Annotated in this window: 19 protein-coding genes; 12 read left to right on the top strand and 7 right to left on the bottom strand. The window is 60.7% G+C overall.

Translation table 11 applies throughout. The features are described 5' to 3' along the window. Positions 1-60: 60 nt before the first annotated feature. Positions 61-699 carry an endonuclease III gene (gene nth / locus ACIOAU_RS16765; protein ID WP_103438356.1) on the top strand — a complete coding sequence of 213 codons (639 nt, stop codon included), beginning with the start codon at positions 61-63 and terminating at the stop codon, positions 697-699. Positions 700-803: 104 nt separating this feature from the next. Then, on the top strand, positions 804-983 hold the full coding sequence (locus ACIOAU_RS16770; protein ID WP_401183414.1) for a PA3496 family putative envelope integrity protein: 180 nt from the start codon (positions 804-806) through the stop codon (positions 981-983). A 36-nt stretch (positions 984-1,019) separates the two neighbouring features. Here ACIOAU_RS16770 and ACIOAU_RS16775 read toward each other — a convergent pair whose 3' ends face one another. Next, a complete protein-coding gene (locus tag ACIOAU_RS16775) occupies positions 1,020-1,646 on the bottom strand; it encodes a response regulator transcription factor (RefSeq protein WP_101321833.1) in 627 nt (208 codons plus the stop codon). A 371-nt stretch (positions 1,647-2,017) separates the two neighbouring features. On the opposite strand from ACIOAU_RS16775, the gene ACIOAU_RS16780 reads away from it, so the two are divergent. Further along, a complete protein-coding gene (locus tag ACIOAU_RS16780) occupies positions 2,018-2,500 on the top strand; it encodes a hypothetical protein (protein WP_150572233.1) in 483 nt (160 codons plus the stop codon). Between the two features lie 31 nt (positions 2,501-2,531). On the opposite strand, the gene ACIOAU_RS16785 is transcribed toward ACIOAU_RS16780, so the two are convergent. Both ACIOAU_RS16785 and ACIOAU_RS16790 read right to left on the bottom strand, forming a co-directional pair. Continuing rightward, entirely contained in the window at positions 2,532-3,749 is a 1,218-nt protein-coding gene (locus ACIOAU_RS16785; protein WP_101321835.1) for an argininosuccinate synthase, read from the bottom strand. A 137-nt stretch (positions 3,750-3,886) separates the two neighbouring features. Continuing rightward, positions 3,887-4,822: an OmpA family protein gene (locus ACIOAU_RS16790; protein WP_101321836.1), complete on the bottom strand. Its 936-nt coding sequence runs from the start codon at positions 4,820-4,822 to the stop codon at positions 3,887-3,889. Positions 4,823-4,952: 130 nt separating this feature from the next. Between ACIOAU_RS16790 and pyrC the strand changes: the two genes are divergently transcribed. Both pyrC and rnt read left to right on the top strand, forming a co-directional pair. Further along, positions 4,953-5,999 carry a dihydroorotase gene (pyrC, locus tag ACIOAU_RS16795; RefSeq protein WP_101321837.1) on the top strand — a complete coding sequence of 349 codons (1,047 nt, stop codon included), beginning with the start codon at positions 4,953-4,955 and terminating at the stop codon, positions 5,997-5,999. Positions 6,000-6,055: 56 nt separating this feature from the next. After that, entirely contained in the window at positions 6,056-6,658 is a 603-nt protein-coding gene (gene rnt, locus ACIOAU_RS16800) for a ribonuclease T (protein WP_189691781.1), read from the top strand. Positions 6,659-6,744: 86 nt separating this feature from the next. On the opposite strand, the gene ACIOAU_RS16805 is transcribed toward rnt, so the two are convergent. Next, entirely contained in the window at positions 6,745-7,347 is a 603-nt protein-coding gene (locus ACIOAU_RS16805; RefSeq protein WP_101321839.1) for a peroxiredoxin, read from the bottom strand. A 210-nt stretch (positions 7,348-7,557) separates the two neighbouring features. Between ACIOAU_RS16805 and ACIOAU_RS16810 the strand changes: the two genes are divergently transcribed. Both ACIOAU_RS16810 and bfr read left to right on the top strand, forming a co-directional pair. Next, positions 7,558-7,779 carry a bacterioferritin-associated ferredoxin gene (locus ACIOAU_RS16810; protein WP_101321840.1) on the top strand — a complete coding sequence of 74 codons (222 nt, stop codon included), beginning with the start codon at positions 7,558-7,560 and terminating at the stop codon, positions 7,777-7,779. A 202-nt stretch (positions 7,780-7,981) separates the two neighbouring features. Further along, positions 7,982-8,455, top strand: coding sequence for a bacterioferritin (gene bfr, locus ACIOAU_RS16815; protein ID WP_103438360.1), 474 nt, complete (start codon positions 7,982-7,984; stop codon positions 8,453-8,455). Positions 8,456-8,544: 89 nt separating this feature from the next. Here the strand turns inward: bfr and grxD are convergent, their stop codons facing one another. Beyond that, positions 8,545-8,883: a Grx4 family monothiol glutaredoxin gene (grxD, locus tag ACIOAU_RS16820; RefSeq protein ID WP_101321842.1), complete on the bottom strand. Its 339-nt coding sequence runs from the start codon at positions 8,881-8,883 to the stop codon at positions 8,545-8,547. A gap of 108 nt (positions 8,884-8,991) precedes the next feature. Beyond that, entirely contained in the window at positions 8,992-11,100 is a 2,109-nt protein-coding gene (locus tag ACIOAU_RS16825; protein WP_150570566.1) for a molybdopterin oxidoreductase family protein, read from the bottom strand. Between the two features lie 361 nt (positions 11,101-11,461). On the opposite strand from ACIOAU_RS16825, the gene argF reads away from it, so the two are divergent. Further along, positions 11,462-12,382 (top strand): ornithine carbamoyltransferase, encoded by a 921-nt coding sequence (argF, locus tag ACIOAU_RS16830; RefSeq protein WP_101321844.1) that lies wholly within the window; start codon positions 11,462-11,464, stop codon positions 12,380-12,382. Beyond that, positions 12,379-13,488 carry an ABC transporter ATP-binding protein gene (locus ACIOAU_RS16835; protein ID WP_150570567.1) on the top strand — a complete coding sequence of 370 codons (1,110 nt, stop codon included), beginning with the start codon at positions 12,379-12,381 and terminating at the stop codon, positions 13,486-13,488. The genes argF and ACIOAU_RS16835 overlap by 4 nt, the downstream gene beginning before the upstream one ends. A 49-nt stretch (positions 13,489-13,537) precedes the next feature. Here the strand turns inward: ACIOAU_RS16835 and ybaK are convergent, their stop codons facing one another. After that, positions 13,538-14,008: a Cys-tRNA(Pro) deacylase gene (gene ybaK, locus ACIOAU_RS16840; protein ID WP_101321846.1), complete on the bottom strand. Its 471-nt coding sequence runs from the start codon at positions 14,006-14,008 to the stop codon at positions 13,538-13,540. Between the two features lie 304 nt (positions 14,009-14,312). Here ybaK and ACIOAU_RS16845 point away from each other — a divergent pair, with 304 nt between their 5' ends. From ACIOAU_RS16845 to glpR, 3 genes are all read left to right on the top strand, one after another. Further along, entirely contained in the window at positions 14,313-15,164 is an 852-nt protein-coding gene (locus tag ACIOAU_RS16845) for an MIP/aquaporin family protein (RefSeq protein WP_103438365.1), read from the top strand. 68 nt (positions 15,165-15,232) lie between these two features. After that, positions 15,233-16,732, top strand: a complete 1,500-nt coding sequence (gene glpK / locus ACIOAU_RS16850; RefSeq protein WP_401183424.1) for a glycerol kinase GlpK — start codon at positions 15,233-15,235, stop codon at positions 16,730-16,732. A 147-nt stretch (positions 16,733-16,879) separates the two neighbouring features. Continuing rightward, positions 16,880-17,635 (top strand): DNA-binding transcriptional repressor GlpR, encoded by a 756-nt coding sequence (glpR, locus tag ACIOAU_RS16855; RefSeq protein WP_101321849.1) that lies wholly within the window; start codon positions 16,880-16,882, stop codon positions 17,633-17,635. Positions 17,636-17,703 lie beyond the last annotated feature (68 nt).

A 17,703-nucleotide genomic window follows, 5' to 3' on the forward strand; every position in this document is an offset into this window, starting at 1 on the left:
TTTTGGCCAACGTGGCCAGCGACCATCGCCTCCCCGCCTCAAACGAGAGCCTAGCCTTTCATGAATGCCGCCAAACGCCTGGAGATCTTTCGTCGGCTGCACGAAGACAACCCAGAGCCCAAGACCGAACTCGCCTACACCACACCGTTTGAATTGCTGATTGCGGTGATCCTGTCAGCCCAGGCCACCGATGTCGGCGTCAACAAGGCCACGGCGCGCCTGTATCCGGTTGCCAATACACCCGAGGCGATCTACGCCCTGGGCGTCGACGGGCTAAGCGCCTACATCCGCACCATCGGCTTGTACAACAGCAAGGCGAAAAACGTCATCGAAACCTGCAGGCTGCTGATTGAGCTGCATGGCAGCGTAGTCCCCGACAACCGCGAAGCACTCGAGGCGCTGCCAGGCGTGGGCCGCAAGACCGCCAACGTGGTGCTCAATACGGCGTTCAGGCAACCCGCCATGGCCGTCGACACGCATATTTTCCGCGTCAGCAACCGCACCGGGATCGCCCCTGGCAAGACCGTGCTGGAAGTGGAAAAAAAGCTGATGCGCTTCGTTCCCAAGGATTACCTGCTCGATGCTCATCACTGGCTGATCCTCCACGGCCGCTACGTATGCCAGGCGCGCAAGCCGCGCTGCGGCAGCTGCCGCATCGAGGATTTGTGCGAATACCGACTAAAAACCTCGGACGATTGAGCCGATAGCCAGAACACCCCCTTCCTGATTGAAAAAATCTTTTTTACCAGACCAGAGATTCTCGTTATAAGGTCGGCCAATGGCCCCTTGGCTTGGAGTAACTCATGAGCACTGACAAAGAAGACCTGGTGATCGATGACGATCTGGTACTGAGCACCGATGACGAGCCGGAGCCGCAGGTAGAAGTTGCCAAGACCAACCTGGACAAGCGTCGCACCATTGACAACTTGCTGGAGGAGCGACGCCTGCAGCGGCAACTCGCCGATTACGACTACGACCTGTAAAACCACGATCTGTAAACAGGCCGGCACCAAGCCTGCTCAGGCCAGCCCATGACGCTGGGCAAGCTCGATCAGATCGACCAGTGAGCGAGCATTGAGCTTGAGCAGCAGCCGGGTTTTATAGGTGCTGACGGTCTTGTTGCTGAGGAACATGCTTTCGGCGATATCCTTGTTGCTCTTGCCCCTGGCCAATTGCTGCAGCACCATCATCTCACGCGCAGAAAGGCGCTCGACCATTTCGGTCTCGGTCCCACGACTGATGGCGCTGCGAGCCTTGTGCAGGGCTTGATTGGGGAAATAGCTGTAGCCCGAGAGCACCGCCTTGATTGCACTGAGCAATTCGGTCAGTTCCTGCTGCTTGCAGACATAGCCGGCCGCGCCGGCCTGCATGCAGCGCATGGAGAAATGCCCTGGCGCCTGCGACGTCAACACCAGTACCTTGCTGCTGGGGCTGGCGAGGCCGATGCGGCCAATCACCTCAAGCCCATCGAGCTTGGGTATACCGATGTCCAGGACCACGATATCTGGCAGGTAGTCCCGGGTCAGTTGCAGCGCATCTACGCCGTTGTCGGTTTCTGCCACAACGTCATAACCATGCCGCTCCATCAGCATGCGCACAGCAAGGCGAATGACCGGGTGATCATCCACGATAAGCACTTTATTCATGCGACATCCATTGACTTATTTTTTTATCCAGCCGCCACCATAACCGAGCGCAACGGCAAATAGCGCGGGGGGTGGGGCCCGTAGGACACGCAGAGATGAAACCTACGTTAATCAAGGAAATTTCCTACAAACAGGCATCTTAGGAAATCATGCCCCTTGCCCTCTATTCACCAGACGGCAGCCTGGCGACACAAGCGCTATTCAAGCCAGCATCATCGCTGACGCATGCAGGATCAATCAGCCCACAACGCAGGACTCGACATCAACGCTCTGATGACGCGGCGGCACTCTAACCAAGCGAGGAACTCGGCTACCTTTTCGGCGCACGCTGCGCCGGGTAAACAGGAGCTATATCGACGGGGGCTGCCAACATGAAAAATGAAAAAAGTCTGAGTCCTTTGACGCTCATAGCGATTTTTGCAGGCATCGTCGAGGCATCGGCGTTGGCATCGCTGCCGTTCCTGAGCGAGGCCAGCCAAATGATCTACACATGGTTTCTGGTCGGCTTTCCATTTTTTCTCACGGTACTGTTCTTTCTGACCCTGAACTTCAATCACCAGACCCTTTACCAGCCCGCTGCACATGAAGCGGCGCAGCAGCAGCCAACAATCGAAGCGGAGCGAATGCATGGGCAGGCCTCGGCGACCATTGCGTTTTCCGGTCCGGACGCAGGTGTTCTGATAGAACAGCATATCCACCGCACGCTGGCCGACCCAGAGCCGAGCGCGCGCAGCTGGACGCTGTACAACCTGGACGCGCACAAGCAGATCTATCTGGCTGTCGAGGCGCTCGCCGACACCCCTCAGTCAGTGCTGTTCGAGGTCGCTGGCGGGCAAAAAAAACCCCGGCGCTAGGCCGGGGTTGATCACGCCATCTGGCAGTCGATCACAGCAGCGAACGACCTTTGTTTGCGGCGATCCTCATACGCAGTGCGTTGAGCTTGATGAAGCCAGCCGCGTCAGCCTGATTGTACGCACCGCCATCTTCCTCGAAGGTAGCGATGTTGGCATCGAACAACGAATCGTCGGATTTGCGCCCGACTACGGTGACGTTGCCTTTGTACAGCTTCAAGCGCACTACGCCGTTCACGTTGACCTGCGAAGCGTCGATCATCTGCTGCAGCATGATCCGCTCCGGGCTCCACCAGTAGCCGGTGTAGATCAGGCTGGCGTACTTGGGCATCAGCTCGTCTTTCAGGTGAGCCACTTCACGGTCGAGGGTGATCGACTCGATGGCGCGGTGAGCGCGTAGCATGATGGTGCCGCCAGGGGTCTCGTAGCAGCCACGCGACTTCATGCCGACGTAACGGTTCTCGACGATGTCCAGACGGCCGATGCCGTTGGCGCCGCCGATGCGGTTGAGGTCGGCCAGCACGGTAGCTGGCGACTTGTCGACGCCGTCGATGGCAACGATGTCGCCATTGCGGAAGGTCAGCTCTAGGTAGGTCGCCTGGTCAGGGGCGTTCTCCGGGGAGACGCTCCACTTCCACATGTCTTCTTCGTGCTCGGTCCAGGTGTCTTCCAGCACGCCGCCTTCATAGGAGATGTGCAGCAGGTTGGCGTCCATCGAGTAAGGCGACTTCTTCTTGCCGTGGCGCTCGATCGGGATGCCGTGCTTCTCGGCGTAATCCATCAGCTTCTCGCGGGACAGCAGGTCCCACTCGCGCCATGGTGCAATGACCTTGACGCCTGGCTTGAGCGCGTAGGCGCCGAGCTCGAAACGAACCTGGTCGTTGCCCTTGCCGGTCGCACCGTGGGAAATGGCGTCAGCGCCAGTTTCGTTGGCGATCTCGATCAGACGTTTGGCGATCAGCGGACGCGCGATGGAAGTACCCAGCAGGTACTCGCCTTCGTAGACGGTGTTGGCGCGGAACATCGGGAACACGAAGTCACGCACGAATTCTTCGCGCAGGTCATCGATGTAGATTTCTTTCACGCCCATCGCCTGAGCCTTGGCGCGGGCCGGTTCGACCTCTTCGCCCTGGCCGAGGTCAGCGGTGAAGGTCACCACTTCGCAGTTGTAGGTGTCCTGCAGCCACTTGAGAATCACCGAAGTATCAAGGCCGCCGGAATACGCCAGTACGACCTTATTTACGTCCGCCATGCCATCACTCCACGGGGTTTACGGAAAGCCGTCGATTCTACCGACCTCGCGGGCAAATTTACAGTGGGGCGACAGCTTCTGACGACAAAGCGACAAGAACTTTCGATACAGCGACCAACGGTCGCGGATCTGGCTGTTTACAGTTGCTTGGCCGCAGGCGCAGGGGCCACAGGAGCGCCAGCCGGGGAAGGCTCAACCGCTCTCTCCGCCGGTTTGGCCACTGGCGTGACGCGATCCAGTTCGATGTTGACGCGACGGTTACGCGCCCGATTGGCCGCGCTGTTGTTCTTCGCCAGCGGGTAGCGCTCGCCATGGAAGCGCACGATGATCTGCGTTTCAGGCACACCATGTGCTACCAGGTACTCGGCAACCGCCAGCGCCCGGCGCCGCGAGTCCTCGCGATTGGCCAGACGATTGCCGCCGTTGTCGGAATGACCGTTGAGTTCGATGTGATTGACCGTCGGATCGGCCTTCAGGTAATCGAGAATCACGTCCAGCCGAGCCCGGCCATTACTGTCCAGTTCAACCCCACGCGGGAAGGCGACCTGCGTCTGGCGAATCTGGTCGTAGTTCATCGGCAATAGCTTGCTCGCGCACAGCTGATAGTCGTTGAACGCCTTGGCAAAGCTGACGGGCAACACTCGCACTTCCATTGCTCGACCACCCTCGCCGGCATGGTTGCGCACGACCGTGCTGCGCCCATCCATCAGGCCGTTGATCAAGCGACTGGCCTGGCCTTGCGAGGACGTGAACAACACCCCACTGCGGGCCAGGCGTACGGCTCCGAGACTGACATCACTGCGCCCCGGCTGCCATGGCGCAGCGGCGGCGAGCAAGGTGGCAGAGCCGGCGCCGAGCAGGTTGGTGTCCGAGCGCAGGCGGAAGGTTGGTTGCTCGCCTGCGCGACGCACGAACTCGCCACTGCCAAAGCCGTCTATCGGCTGGACCAGGCGGCATTCGAACTGATCGCCTTCGACCGTCCAGGCGATGTTCTCCATCCGGGTCTGGAAGGTCAATGCGCCTGCCGGCAGGCTGGCAAACAAGGTGAACAGGGCTAGGTAACGCTGGCGCACGGGCGGCTCCACAAATTCTGACGGCTTACCTGCAGGCTATCGGTCGCGCGCCGGAAAACTTGATAGCCGTGCTCGACCAAGGGTTTTCCGGTAGCATTCGCACTTGAGTTCGACCCGCCTGGAATCCCCAATGTCCGACCGCCTGACCCTCCTGCGTCCCGATGACTGGCATATCCATCTGCGCGATGGTGCTGTCCTGCCCCACACCGTTGGCGACGTAGCGCGTACCTTCGCCCGCGCCATTGTCATGCCCAACACGGTTCCGCCGGTGCGCGATGCCGCCGAAGCGGGTGCCTACCGCGAGCGGATCCTTGCCGCGCGCCCAGTTGGCAGCCGCTTCGAGCCGCTGATGGTGCTGTACCTTACCGACCGTACCAGTGCCGATGACATCCGCGCGGCCAAGGCCAGTGGTTTTGTCTACGCCGCCAAGCTGTACCCGGCTGGCGCCACGACCAACTCCGATTCCGGCGTGACCAGCATCGACAAGATCTTCCCGGCCATCGAAGCCCTTGCCGAAACCGGCATGCCGCTGCTGGTGCACGGTGAAGTGACGCATGCCGATGTCGATGTGTTCGACCGCGAAAAACGCTTTATCGACGAGCACATGCGCCGTCTGGTCGACCGCTTCCCGACGCTCAAGGTGGTGTTCGAACACATCACCACGGCCGATGCCGCGCAGTTTGTCAGTGAAGCACCGGCCAATGTCGGTGCGACCATCACCGCTCAGCACTTGCTGTACAACCGCAATCACATGCTGGTCGGCGGTATTCGCCCGCACTTCTATTGCCTGCCGATCCTCAAGCGCAACACCCACCAGGTGGCGCTGCTGGACGCGGCTACCAGCGGCAATCGCAAGTTCTTCCTTGGCACCGACTCGGCGCCCCACGCCCAGCACGCCAAGGAAGCCGCCTGCGGCTGCGCCGGTTGCTACACCGCGTATGCGGCGATCGAGATGTACGCCGAAGCGTTCGAACAGCGCAACGCGCTGGACAAGCTGGAAGGTTTTGCCAGCCTGCATGGCCCAGCGTTCTATGGCCTGCCGGCAAACACCGACCGGATTACTCTGGTCCGTGAAGAATGGACTGCGCCAAGCAGCCTGCCGTTTGGCGACAACCTTGTGATTCCGCTGCGCGCCGGTGAAAAACTGCGCTGGCGCCTGCTGGAGGAAAACGCGTGAGCGAAGATCTGTACGAAGACGACCAGGAAGCTTCCAGCGGTGGCCCACGCCACCCGATGGCCGAGCGCTTCCGCGGTTACCTGCCGGTTGTTATCGATGTCGAGACCGGTGGCTTCAACAGCGCTACCGATGCCCTGCTGGAGATCGCTGCGGTCACCATCGGCATGGACGAGAAGGGTTTCCTGTTCCCTGAGCACACGCACTTCTTCCGCGTCGAGCCGTTTGAAGGCGCCAACATCGAGGCGGCGGCACTGGAGTTCACCGGGATCAAGCTTGACCACCCACTGCGCATGGCAGTGAGTGAAGAGAGCGCGCTGACCGAAATCTTCCGCAGCGTTCGCAAGTCGCTCAAGTCCAACGGCTGCAAGCGGGCGATCCTGGTCGGCCACAACAGCAGCTTTGACCTGGGCTTCCTCAATGCTGCGGTTGCGCGCAATGACCTCAAGCGCAATCCGTTCCACCCGTTCTCCAGCTTCGACACTGCTACCCTGGCCGGGCTCGCCTACGGGCAGACCGTACTGGCGCGAGCATGCCAGAGCGCCGACATCGATTTCGACGGCCGTGAGGCGCATTCGGCGCGTTATGACACCGAGAAGACTGCCGAGCTGTTCTGCGGCATCGTCAACCGCTGGAAGGATCTGGGCGGCTGGCGCGATTGATGATCAGCTTACCGCTGCTGCGTCCCGAGGCGCGCAGCGGATATAAAAAAACCGGCCACCAGGGCCGGTTTTTTCATGCGTGGCGATTACAGCTTGCCGGCATTCTCGCTCAGGTAGGCAGCAACGCCTTCTGGCGAAGCGTTCATGCCCTTGTCGCCTTTTTTCCAGTTGGCAGGGCAGACTTCGCCGTGCTCTTCGTGGAATTGCAGAGCGTCAACCAGACGCAGCAGCTCATCCATGTTACGGCCCAGCGGCAGGTCGTTGATGATCTGCGAGCGGACAACGCCGTTCAGGTCGATCAGGAAGGCGCCACGGAAGGCTACGCCGCCTTCGGACTCAACGTCGTAGGCCTTGCAGATTTCGTGGGTGATGTCAGCCGCCAGGGTGTACTTGACCTGGCCGATGCCGCCGTTGTTGACCGGAGTGTTACGCCAGGCGTTGTGAGTGAAGTGCGAGTCGATCGACACGCCGATCACTTCGACGTTGCGCGCAGCGAAGTCCGGAATGCGGTTGTCCAACGCGATCAGCTCGGACGGGCAGACGAAGGTGAAGTCCAGCGGGTAGAAGAATACCAGGCCGTACTTGCCCTTGATCGCCGAAGCGAGGTTGAAGCTGTCGACGATTTCGCCGTTGCCCAGCACAGCTGGAACGGTGAAGTCGGGGGCTTGTTTACCAACGAGTACGCTCATCGTTATCTCCTGATGAAGGTGAAAAAACGTTGCCCGGCGGCAAACCCGCCAAGCATCCAGCAAAGGCTGACCATCATACACAGGTTAAGGTGACAGGCCGAATCCAACCGCCGGTCGCCCTTGCGCATTTAGTTTCAGAAACCGCTTTGACAAGCATTCTCATTACTATTACTCTCCAACGCATCGACTCAACGACGATGGTCAGCCTCTATGTATGTGTGTCTTTGTGTCGGCGTCACCGACGGACAGATTCGCGATGCGATCTACGAGGGATGCTGTAGCTACAAGGAAGTCCGGGCGGCCACCAACGTGGCGAGCCAATGTGGCAAGTGCGCGTGCCTTGCCAAGCAGGTGGTGCGTGAGACGTTGACCGACCTCCAGGTCAGCCAGCAGCCCGCCCTGCCCTACCCCGTCGAATTTAATGCAGTCTGATTTCCCCCGTATTTTGAAGAACCGGACCTCGTGTCCGGTTTTTTTATGCCTTTAATTCAATAAGTTAGCGTGCCAACGCGGTTCACAAACATTCTTATTCCGATTAAATTTCATTTATTATTCAACAACTTAGGTTTGACACTGGAAGTTGTCCGGCTCAGACTTCGGGTATTGACACATTCAACACGGCAGGAATACGGACATGAAAGGCGACGTCAGCGTCATCCAGCATCTCAACAAGATCCTCGGGAACGAGCTGGTCGCTATCAACCAGTACTTCCTGCACGCGCGTATGTATGAAGACTGGGGCCTCAACGCCCTGGGCAAGCGCGAGTACAAAGAGTCCATCGAGGCGATGAAGGACGCAGACAAGCTGATCAAGCGCATCCTGTTCCTCGAAGGCCTGCCTAACGTGCAGGACCTGGGTAAGCTGCTGATCGGCGAGCACTCCAAAGAGATGCTGGAATGCGACCTGAAGATCGAGCAAAGCGGTCTGATCGATCTCAAGGCAGCTATTGCGCACTGCGAAACTTCTGGCGACTTCGGCTCGCGGGAAATGCTGGAAGACATCCTTGAATCCAAGGAAGAGCACATCGACTGGCTGGAAACCCAGCTGAGCCTGATCGACAAGATCAGCATCGAGAACTACCTGCAGTCGCAGATGGGCGAAGAGTAACGCTCAAGCCCATACGAAAAAGCCCCGCCAAGTGCGGGGCTTTTTCATGCCTGGGCAAACAACTTTGGCTGCTTGCCCAGCAAGGTCAATCAGGCTTCGGAAGCCTTGGCAGCATTGGCAGCCGCTTCCTTGACCAGCTTTTGCAGCTCACCGTTCTCGAACATCTCGATCATGATGTCGCTGCCGCCGACCAGTTCACCGGCAACCCACAGCTGTGGGAAGGTCGGCCAGTTGGCGTACTTGGGCAGGTTGGCGCGGATTTCCGGGTTCTGCAGGATGTCGACATAGGCGAATTTCTCGCCACAGCCCATGACAGCCTGGGCCGCCTTGGACGAGAAGCCGCACTGAGGCGCGTTCGGCGAGCCTTTCATGTAAAGCAGAATGGTGTTGTTGGCAATCTGCTCTTTGATTGTTTCGATGATATCCATGAAGCACCTCGTCTGAACTTTCCGACTCGATGGTCGGCACGGTCAGCCATTGTATCGGAAAGCCCGGCCGTGGGTCGACCTGCACGCGGTCGGATCAGCAGTGCGCGTTCAAACGGCCGCGACCCGCACCGGCACACCATTCAACGCTGCATTACCCGACACGGCGTCACGCTGCAGCTCGTCGGTAAGATCATTGGCACTGACCCCTGGCTGCTCAGCGGCGATCTGCAATTGCGCGCCCTGGCGGCGATGGCCGAAGCCATGGGGCAGGCTGACCACGCCGGGCATGATCTCGCTGCTGGCCTGCACGTCCACCTCGACCACGCCCGTGCGCGATTGAATGCTCACGCGCTGGCCATCACTCAACTGACGCTGCTGCATATCATCGGGATGCATCAGCAACTGATGGCGCGGCTTGCCTTTTACCAGCCGATGAAAGTTATGCATCCACGAATTGTTGCTGCGCACGTGCCGGCGACCGATCAACAGCAGCTCGTCCGGCGCTGCCGGGGCCTGTCTGGCAAGGCGCTGCAAGTCTTCAAGCAGTTGCGTCGGCGCTGCCTCGACCACTTTGCCGGGGGTAGCCAGGCGTGCTGCCAGGTTGGCGCGCAAGGGCCCCAGGTCCAGGCCGTGTGGATGCTGATCCAGGGCGTCCAGTGACAACGCCCACGGCGACGCCTGGCCATAGCGGCCGTGGCGCAACGCCAGGTCGATCATCTGCGCCGGGGGCATGGTCGGCTTCAGTTCCTTCTGCGCACGCCTGGCGAACGCCTTGGCCAGACCAACGAAGATCTCCCAGTCGTGCAGTGCACCGGCAGGCTTGGCCAGCACGGCCCGATTGAAACGGGTGACATTGCGCACCGCCAGCAGGTTGAAGGTGGTGTCGTAGTGGTCGTTTTCCAGTGCCGTGGTCGACGGCAAGATCAGGTCAGCGTGGCGCGTGGTTTCGTTGAGGTACAGGTCGATGCTGAGCATGAACTCAAGGCCGCCCAAGGCCTGGTCCAGTTGACGGCCATTGGGCGTCGACAGTACCGGATTGCCCGCCACGGTGATCAGCGCCCGCACCTGGTCAGCACCGGGCACGAGCATCTCCTCGGCCAAAGCGGCCACGGGTAGCTCGCCGGCGTATTCCGGCAACCCGGAGACGCGGCTCTGCCAGGCATTGAAATGGCCGCCTGAGGTTGTGGCGACCAGATCCACCGCAGGCTCGGTGCACAACGCCCCACCGACCCGATCAAGATTGCCGGTCACCAGATTGATCAGCTGGATCAGCCAATGGCAAAGGCTGCCGAAGGCCTGGGTCGAGACGCCCATGCGGCCATAACAGACCGCCCGTTCGGCTGCAGCGAAATCCCGCGCCAGTTGCCGAATCTGCTCGGCAGGCACCCCGCACACTGCGCTCATGCGCTCAACATCGAACGGCGCAATCGCTGCGCGGACCTGCTCCAGGCCATTGACCGGCAGGTGCGAGCTCTTGGCCAGATCCTCTGCAAACAGGGTATTGAGCAAGCCACACAACAATGCAGCGTCAGTGCCCGGGCGAATGAACAGGTGCTGATCGGCAATGGCGGCCGTTTCGCTGCGGCGCGGATCGATCACCACCAGTTGCCCGCCGCGGGCGTGCAGTGCTTTGAGGCGCTTGTGCACGTCCGGTACGGTCATGATGCTGCCATTGGAGGCCAGCGGATTGCCGCCCAGAATCAGCATGAAGTCGGTGTGATCGATGTCCGGGATCGGCAGCAACAGGCCGTGGCCATACATCAGATGGCTGGTCAGGTGCTGCGGAAGCTGGTCCACCGAGGTTGCCGAAAAGCGGTTGCGGGTCTTTAGCAGGCCAAGGAAGTAGTTGCTGTGGGTCATCAGCCCGTAGTTGTGCACGCTGGGGTTGCCCTGATACACCGCCACCGCGTTGCGCCCGTGCGCCTGCTGAATGCTCCAGAGTTTCTCTGCAGCCAGTTCGAATGCAGTCTCCCAGGCGATCGGCTGCCAGCGCTCGCCAACCCGTTGCAGCGGTTGTCGGAGGCGATCCGGGTCGTCCTGTATATCCTCCAACGCGACAGCCTTGGGGCAAATATGGCCGCGGCTGAACGTATCGAGCGGATCACCTTTGATCGAGACGATGCGCGCAGCCGCGCCGACAGGCTGGTCGATCTCGATATTCAGGCCACAGATGGCCTCGCACAGGTGGCACGCGCGATGATGCACAGTGGTGGCCATGGTCGACTCGCTCCGCTCAAGGGAAGCAACCACTATGGGCCGGGCTGAGAGCGCTCGCCAGCGCACTTCGCCGGCTGAATCTTGCGCCATCAGGCAGGCGATTAACGACAGCAGGTTTGCCAAGCCCCTCACCCGCCGTGTAAAACCTCTGTAATGAATAAAAAACGGCGCCGGGCCATAGGCTTAGGACATCCGTTGATACAGGCGCACGGTGAACCCCCTTTGTTTCACGCGACATTTAATTATAGTATTGCGCCTTTCCCTATTTCGTCCGCTCCGTGCGGCTTACGCCGCAGGTCTCTGCCGTTGTCAATTAAAGCCAACGCTGGCCTGCGAACCGTTGCAATTAAGGTAGTCAATCATGAGCGCTAGGCACTTTCTCTCCCTGATGGATTTCACTGCTGACGAATTGCTCGGCGTGATCCGTCGCGGCATCGAGCTGAAGGACCTGCGTAACCGCGGCGTGCTGTTCGAGCCACTGAAGAACCGGGTGCTGGGGATGATCTTCGAGAAAGCCTCGACCCGGACCCGCCTGTCGTTCGAAGCCGGCATGATCCAGCTTGGTGGCCAGGCGATCTTCCTGTCGCCGCGCGACACTCAGCTGGGCCGTGGTGAACCGATCGCCGACAGCGCCATCGTCATGTCGCGCATGCTCGATGCGGTGATGATCCGTACCCACCACCACAGCATCCTCACCGAATTTGCGGCCAACTCGCGGGTGCCGGTGATCAACGCCCTGTCCGATGAGTCGCACCCGTGCCAGCTGCTGGCCGACATGCAGACCTTCCTCGAACACCGTGGCTCGATCCAGGGCAAGACCGTGGCCTGGATCGGCGACGGCTACAACATGTGCAACTCCTACATCGAAGCCGCCCAGCAGTTCGACTTCCAGCTGCGCATCGCCTGCCCGGAAGGCTACGAGCCTGATCCACGCTTCCTCGCCCTTGCCGGTGAGCGGGTGCAGATCGTGCGCGACCCCAAGCAAGCGATTGCCGGCGCGCACCTGGTTACCACCGATGTCTGGACTTCCATGGGCCAGGAAGAGGAAACTGCACGGCGCCTGGCGCATTTCGCACCGTATCAGGTCACCCGCGAACTGCTCGACCTGGCTGCACCCGACGCCTTGTTCATGCACTGCCTGCCCGCCCACCGTGGCGAGGAAATCAGCCTGGACCTGCTCGACGACCCACGTTCGGTCGCCTGGGACCAAGCTGAAAACCGCCTGCATGCACAAAAGGCTCTTCTCGAATTTCTTGTCGAACCGGCCTACCACCACGCATGAGTCATCCGTTATTGCTCAACCTGCGCAACCTTGCCTGCGGCTATGGCGACCAGCGCATCGTCCAGAACCTCAATCTGCACCTCAACGCAGGCGACATCGGTTGCCTGCTCGGGTCATCGGGTTGCGGCAAGACCACCACGCTGCGGGCGATTGCCGGCTTCGAGCCGGTACACGACGGTGAAATCCAGCTCGCTGGCGAAGTCATCTCGCGGGCGGGTTTTACCCTGTCACCAGAGAAGCGCCGGATCGGCATGGTGTTCCAGGACTACGCGCTGTTCCCGCACCTGACCGTCGCGCAAAACATTGCCTTCGGCATCAGCAAGCACCCGCGCCAGGCAGCTGTGGTTGAAGAGATGCTCGAGCTGGTCAAGCTCGTCGGGCTCGGTGGGCGTTACCCGCACGAGCTGTCCGGCGGCCAGCAACAGCGCGTTGCCCTGGCCCGAGCACTGGCGCCGGAGCCGCAACTGCTGTTGCTCGACGAGCCGTTCTCCAACCTTGACGTGGAACTGCGCAGGCGCCTCAGCCATGAGGTGCGCGACATCCTCAAAAGCCGTGGCACCAGCGCCATTCTGGTCACGCATGATCAGGAAGAGGCGTTTGCCGTCAGCGATCATGTCGGCGTGTTCAAGGAAGGTCGGCTGGAGCAGTGGGATACCCCCTACAACCTGTATCACGAACCGCAGACGCCGTTTGTGGCCAGCTTCATCGGTCAGGGCTATTTCATTCGTGGGCAGATGAGCAGCCATGAAGCGGTGACCACCGAGCTCGGCGAGCTGCGTGGCAATCGCGCCTACACCATGGCCGTTGGCAGTTCGGTTGACGTGTTGCTGCGCCCGGACGACATCGTCCATGCGCCAGACAGCCCCCTGCGCGCCAGCGTGGTTGGCAAGAGCTTCCTCGGTGCCTCAACCTTGTATCGCCTGCAGTTGGCGACCGGCAGCCAGCTGGAAGCGATTTTCGCCAGCCACATCGATCATCAGGTCGGCCAGGACGTCGGCATTGCAGTGAAGGCCGATCACCTCGTGCTGTTCCCGGTGCCGGGCAGCGTCGCCACCCAGCACGCTCGTCAGGAAAACGGCGTTCGCCGTTACAGCTCGGCGAACTGAGACACGGCTTGGGACACGATAACGGGTGACGGCAGCATCACCCGGCTTCTCAGCCCCGGCCGATCTCGGCAAATTTCCCTTGGGTATGCTCGGCCAATACCGCAGCAGCCAATTCGACCTCAAGTCCGCGCCGGCCAGCACTTACGTGAATGGTTGCGAACTGCTGCGCTGATTGATCGATAAAGGTGCGCAGGCGCTTCTTTTGCCCCAGTGGGCTGATCCCGCCGACCAGATACCCCGTGGCCCGCTGCGCCGCTGCGGGGTCAGCCATTTCACACTTCTTGACCCCCGCCGCGTGGGCCAGAGCCTTCAGGTCGAGCGTGCCCACCACCGGCACTACGGCCACCAACAACTCGCCCTTTTCACTGCTGGCGAGCAGCGTCTTGAACACCTGCACAGGATCGATGCCGAGCTTTTCAGCGGCTTCCAGGCCATACGAGGCCGACTTCGGATCATGTTCGTAACTGTGCACGCGGTGTTCAGCGCGGGCTTTTTTCAGCAGGTCGAGAGCGGGGGTCATGCGGGGCTCCGAGCAGAGAAGTTCGGCGGCTACTTTAGGGGAAAAGCCGCGAGCCAGCCAGCTGGTCGGCAAATCGCCAGATGCTGTCGGAATAGTCAGCGACCTCGCTGCGGGTCAAATTGTGGCTGATCGTTCACTTTCGACCTTTGACATGAGCGTTTCTTGCCTATATTTTTTCGTTTCTGAATAAATGGTGCACTCTTAAAGTGCGCTTTCGCTTATCCGCCCAGGGTCAATGGGGATCGACTCTGGGCCTTGCTGTCGAGCGCTCAGCGCCTCACAACAACAAGAACCGAGGTCATACATGACGACTGCACTACGCGAACCCACCCTTCGGGGCCAATGCATGGCCGAGTTTTTCGGCACTGCGCTACTGATATTTTTCGGCACCGGTTGCGTCGCCGCGCTCAAGGTCGCGGGCGCCAGCTTCGGCCTGTGGGAAATCAGCATTATCTGGGGGGTCGGCGTGAGCATGGCGATCTACCTCACTGCCGGTGTATCCGGCGCCCATCTGAACCCGGCAGTGAGCATCGCCCTGAGCCTGTTCGCCGGTTTCGAAAAGCGCAAACTGCCGTTCTACATCCTCGCCCAGGTAGCTGGCGCCTTCTGTGCCGCCGCGCTGGTGTACAGCCTGTACAGCACGCTGTTCTTCGATTACGAACAATCCCACGCCATGGTCCGCGGCAGCCAGGCCAGCCTGGAGCTGGCGTCGGTGTTTTCCACCTATGCGCACCCGGCGCTGTCGATCGGCCAGGCGTTTCTGGTTGAAATGATCATCACCGCGATCCTGATGGCAGTGATCATGGCCTTGACCGACGACAACAATGGCCTGCCGCGCGGAGCCATGGCACCGCTGCTGATCGGCTTGCTGATCGCGGTGATTGGCAGCGCCATGGGCCCGCTGACCGGCTTTGCGATGAACCCTGCCCGAGATTTTGGTCCAAAGCTGATGACGTTCCTGGCAGGCTGGGGTGATATCGCCTTCACTGGCGGACGTGACATTCCGTATTTCCTGATTCCGATATTCGCGCCCATTGTGGGTGCATGCCTGGGCGCCGCCGCCTACCGTGGCCTGATCGCCCGCAACTTGCCCACCGCGCAGGTTGCACTCGGGCAAACAGACGATAATTCCCAGAGCGATGCGCGGGCCTCCTGACCGGAGAGCCGCTGCCGACAGCCAGGCACAGCGCCTGGCCTCCCCCTATTTTGTGCAAGGCCACTGACATGACAGACACCCAGGACAAGAACTACATCATCGCCCTGGACCAGGGCACCACCAGTTCGCGAGCGATCATCTTCGACCGTGACGCAAACGTGGTGGGCACCTCCCAGCGTGAGTTCGTCCAGCATTATCCGCAGGCTGGCTGGGTCGAGCACGACCCGATGGAAATCTTCGCCACCCAGAGCGCGACCATGGTCGAGGCCCTGGCCCAGGCCAGCATCAGCCACGCCCAGGTCGCCGCTATCGGCATCACCAACCAACGTGAAACCACGGTGGTGTGGGACAAGGAAAGCGGCCGCCCGGTGTACAACGCCATCGTCTGGCAGTGCCGGCGCAGTACCGAGATCTGTGCCCAGCTCAAGCGCGATGGCCATGAAGACTACATCCGCGAAACCACCGGCCTGGTCACCGACCCGTACTTCTCCGGGACCAAGCTGAAGTGGATCCTGGACAACGTCGAAGGGGTGCGCGAGCGCGCCGAGCGTGGTGAATTGCTGTTCGGCACCATCGATACTTGGCTGATCTGGAAATTCACCGGCGGCAAGGTACATGTCACCGACTACACCAACGCCTCGCGTACCTTGATGTTCAACATCCACACGTTGCAGTGGGATGAAAAGATGCTCGAGCTGCTCGGTGTGCCACGCCAGATGCTGCCAGAGGTGCGCGGCTCCTCCGAGGTGTATGGCCAGACCAAGAGCGGCATCGACATCGCCGGTATCGCCGGCGACCAGCAATCGGCTCTGTTCGGCCAGATGTGCGTCGAGCCAGGCCAGGCCAAGAACACCTATGGCACCGGCTGCTTCCTGCTGATGAACACCGGCGACAAGGCGGTCAGCTCCTCCCACGGCCTGCTCACCACCATCGCTTGCGGCCCCCGTGGCGAAGTCGCCTACGCGCTGGAAGGCGCAGTGTTCAACGGCGGCTCGACCGTGCAGTGGCTGCGCGATGAACTGAAGATCGTCAACGATGCGCTCGACACCGAGTACTTCGCCAGCAAGGTCAAGGACAGCAACGGTGTCTATCTGGTGCCGGCCTTCACCGGGCTGGGCGCGCCCTACTGGGACCCGTACGCACGCGGCGCACTGTTCGGCCTGACCCGCGGGGTCAAGGTCGATCACATCATCCGCGCCGCACTGGAGTCGATCGCCTACCAGACCCGCGACGTCCTCGATGCCATGCAGCATGACTGCGGCCAGCGCCTGAGCGAACTGCGCGTGGATGGCGGCGCGGTGGCCAACAACTTCCTCATGCAGTTCCAGGCCGACATCCTCGGCAGCTGTGTCGAGCGGCCAAAGATGCGCGAAACCACCGCCCTCGGCGCTGCCTACCTGGCCGGACTGGCCAGCGGCTTCTGGAGCAGCCTGGATGAGCTGCGCGACAAGGCTATCATCGAGCGCGAGTTCAGCCCGCAGCTGGATGAAGCGCAGAAAGAGAAGCTCTATGCCGGCTGGCAGAAAGCGGTCGAGCGTACCCGTGACTGGGAAGATCATGAGGCCTGATTGAAACTGTAGCGTTTCAGGCCCTGCCCGCTGCGGTCGCCATGTTCAGCACATGGCGACCGACTTGTTTGTACTGTGCGCACTGGCTGTCATCCCTTTCCTACGGCATCATTGCAGCATTTGTCCGGCAGCCCCCAAGGACCGCCCATGAATCTGCCCCCGCGCCAACAACAAATCCTCGAACTGGTGCGCGAACGCGGCTACGTCAGTATCGAAGAAATGGCCCAGCTGTTCGTCGTTACCCCGCAAACCATTCGCCGCGATATCAACCAGCTTGCCGAGAGCAACCTGCTGCGGCGCTACCATGGCGGCGCGGCGTATGACTCGAGCATCGAAAACACCGCCTACGCCATGCGCGCCGACCAGATGCGCGACGAGAAACAGCGCATCGCCGAAGCCGTGGCCCGGCAGATCCCGGACCATGCCTCGGTATTCATCAACATCGGCACCACCACCGAGTCGATTGCCCGCGCCCTGCTCAATCACAATCACCTCAAGGTCATTACCAACAACCTGCACGTCGCGTCGATCCTCAGTGCCAAGGATGACTTCGAAGTGCTGGTCGCTGGCGGCACGGTGCGCCGTGACGGCGGCGTGGTCGGCCAGGCGAGTGTCGACTTCATCAGCCAGTTCAAGGTCGATTTCGCCCTGGTCGGCATCAGCGGCATCGATGAAGACGGCAGCCTGCTGGATTTCGATTATCAGGAAGTGCGTGTTTCCCAGGCGATCATTGCCAATGCGCGGCAGGTCATCCTCGCTGCCGACTCGAGCAAGTACGGGCGCAACGCGATGGTTCGGCTCGGCTCGATCAATCTGGTCGATTGCCTGGTGACCGATCAGCCGCCCTCGCCCGCCTTGAACCAACTGCTCAACGACAACAAGGTCCGCCTGGAAGTGGTGTGACCTGCGCGCGGCGTCGCACTGAGCGCCGCGCCATGTTCGCTATTGTTCATTTCGCCGCGCCTATTGAA

The organism is Pseudomonas sp. NPDC088322 (assembly GCF_044740745.1).
GTDB lineage: Bacteria > Pseudomonadota > Gammaproteobacteria > Pseudomonadales > Pseudomonadaceae > Aquipseudomonas > Aquipseudomonas shirazensis.

Coding starts and splice junctions, on each gene's coding strand:
- nth (WP_103438356.1), top strand. CDS start 61: ATGAATGCCGCCAAACGCCTGGAGATCTTTCGTCGGCTGCACGAAGAC.
- ACIOAU_RS16770 (WP_401183414.1), top strand. CDS start 804: ATGAGCACTGACAAAGAAGACCTGGTGATCGATGACGATCTGGTACTG.
- ACIOAU_RS16775 (WP_101321833.1), bottom strand. CDS start 1,646: ATGAATAAAGTGCTTATCGTGGATGATCACCCGGTCATTCGCCTTGCT.
- ACIOAU_RS16780 (WP_150572233.1), top strand. CDS start 2,018: ATGAAAAATGAAAAAAGTCTGAGTCCTTTGACGCTCATAGCGATTTTT.
- ACIOAU_RS16785 (WP_101321835.1), bottom strand. CDS start 3,749: ATGGCGGACGTAAATAAGGTCGTACTGGCGTATTCCGGCGGCCTTGAT.
- pyrC (WP_101321837.1), top strand. CDS start 4,953: ATGTCCGACCGCCTGACCCTCCTGCGTCCCGATGACTGGCATATCCAT.
- rnt (WP_189691781.1), top strand. CDS start 6,056: ATGGCCGAGCGCTTCCGCGGTTACCTGCCGGTTGTTATCGATGTCGAG.
- ACIOAU_RS16805 (WP_101321839.1), bottom strand. CDS start 7,347: ATGAGCGTACTCGTTGGTAAACAAGCCCCCGACTTCACCGTTCCAGCT.
- ACIOAU_RS16810 (WP_101321840.1), top strand. CDS start 7,558: ATGTATGTGTGTCTTTGTGTCGGCGTCACCGACGGACAGATTCGCGAT.
- bfr (WP_103438360.1), top strand. CDS start 7,982: ATGAAAGGCGACGTCAGCGTCATCCAGCATCTCAACAAGATCCTCGGG.
- grxD (WP_101321842.1), bottom strand. CDS start 8,883: ATGGATATCATCGAAACAATCAAAGAGCAGATTGCCAACAACACCATT.
- ACIOAU_RS16825 (WP_150570566.1), bottom strand. CDS start 11,100: ATGGCCACCACTGTGCATCATCGCGCGTGCCACCTGTGCGAGGCCATC.
- argF (WP_101321844.1), top strand. CDS start 11,462: ATGAGCGCTAGGCACTTTCTCTCCCTGATGGATTTCACTGCTGACGAA.
- ACIOAU_RS16835 (WP_150570567.1), top strand. CDS start 12,379: ATGAGTCATCCGTTATTGCTCAACCTGCGCAACCTTGCCTGCGGCTAT.
- ybaK (WP_101321846.1), bottom strand. CDS start 14,008: ATGACCCCCGCTCTCGACCTGCTGAAAAAAGCCCGCGCTGAACACCGC.
- ACIOAU_RS16845 (WP_103438365.1), top strand. CDS start 14,313: ATGACGACTGCACTACGCGAACCCACCCTTCGGGGCCAATGCATGGCC.
- glpK (WP_401183424.1), top strand. CDS start 15,233: ATGACAGACACCCAGGACAAGAACTACATCATCGCCCTGGACCAGGGC.
- glpR (WP_101321849.1), top strand. CDS start 16,880: ATGAATCTGCCCCCGCGCCAACAACAAATCCTCGAACTGGTGCGCGAA.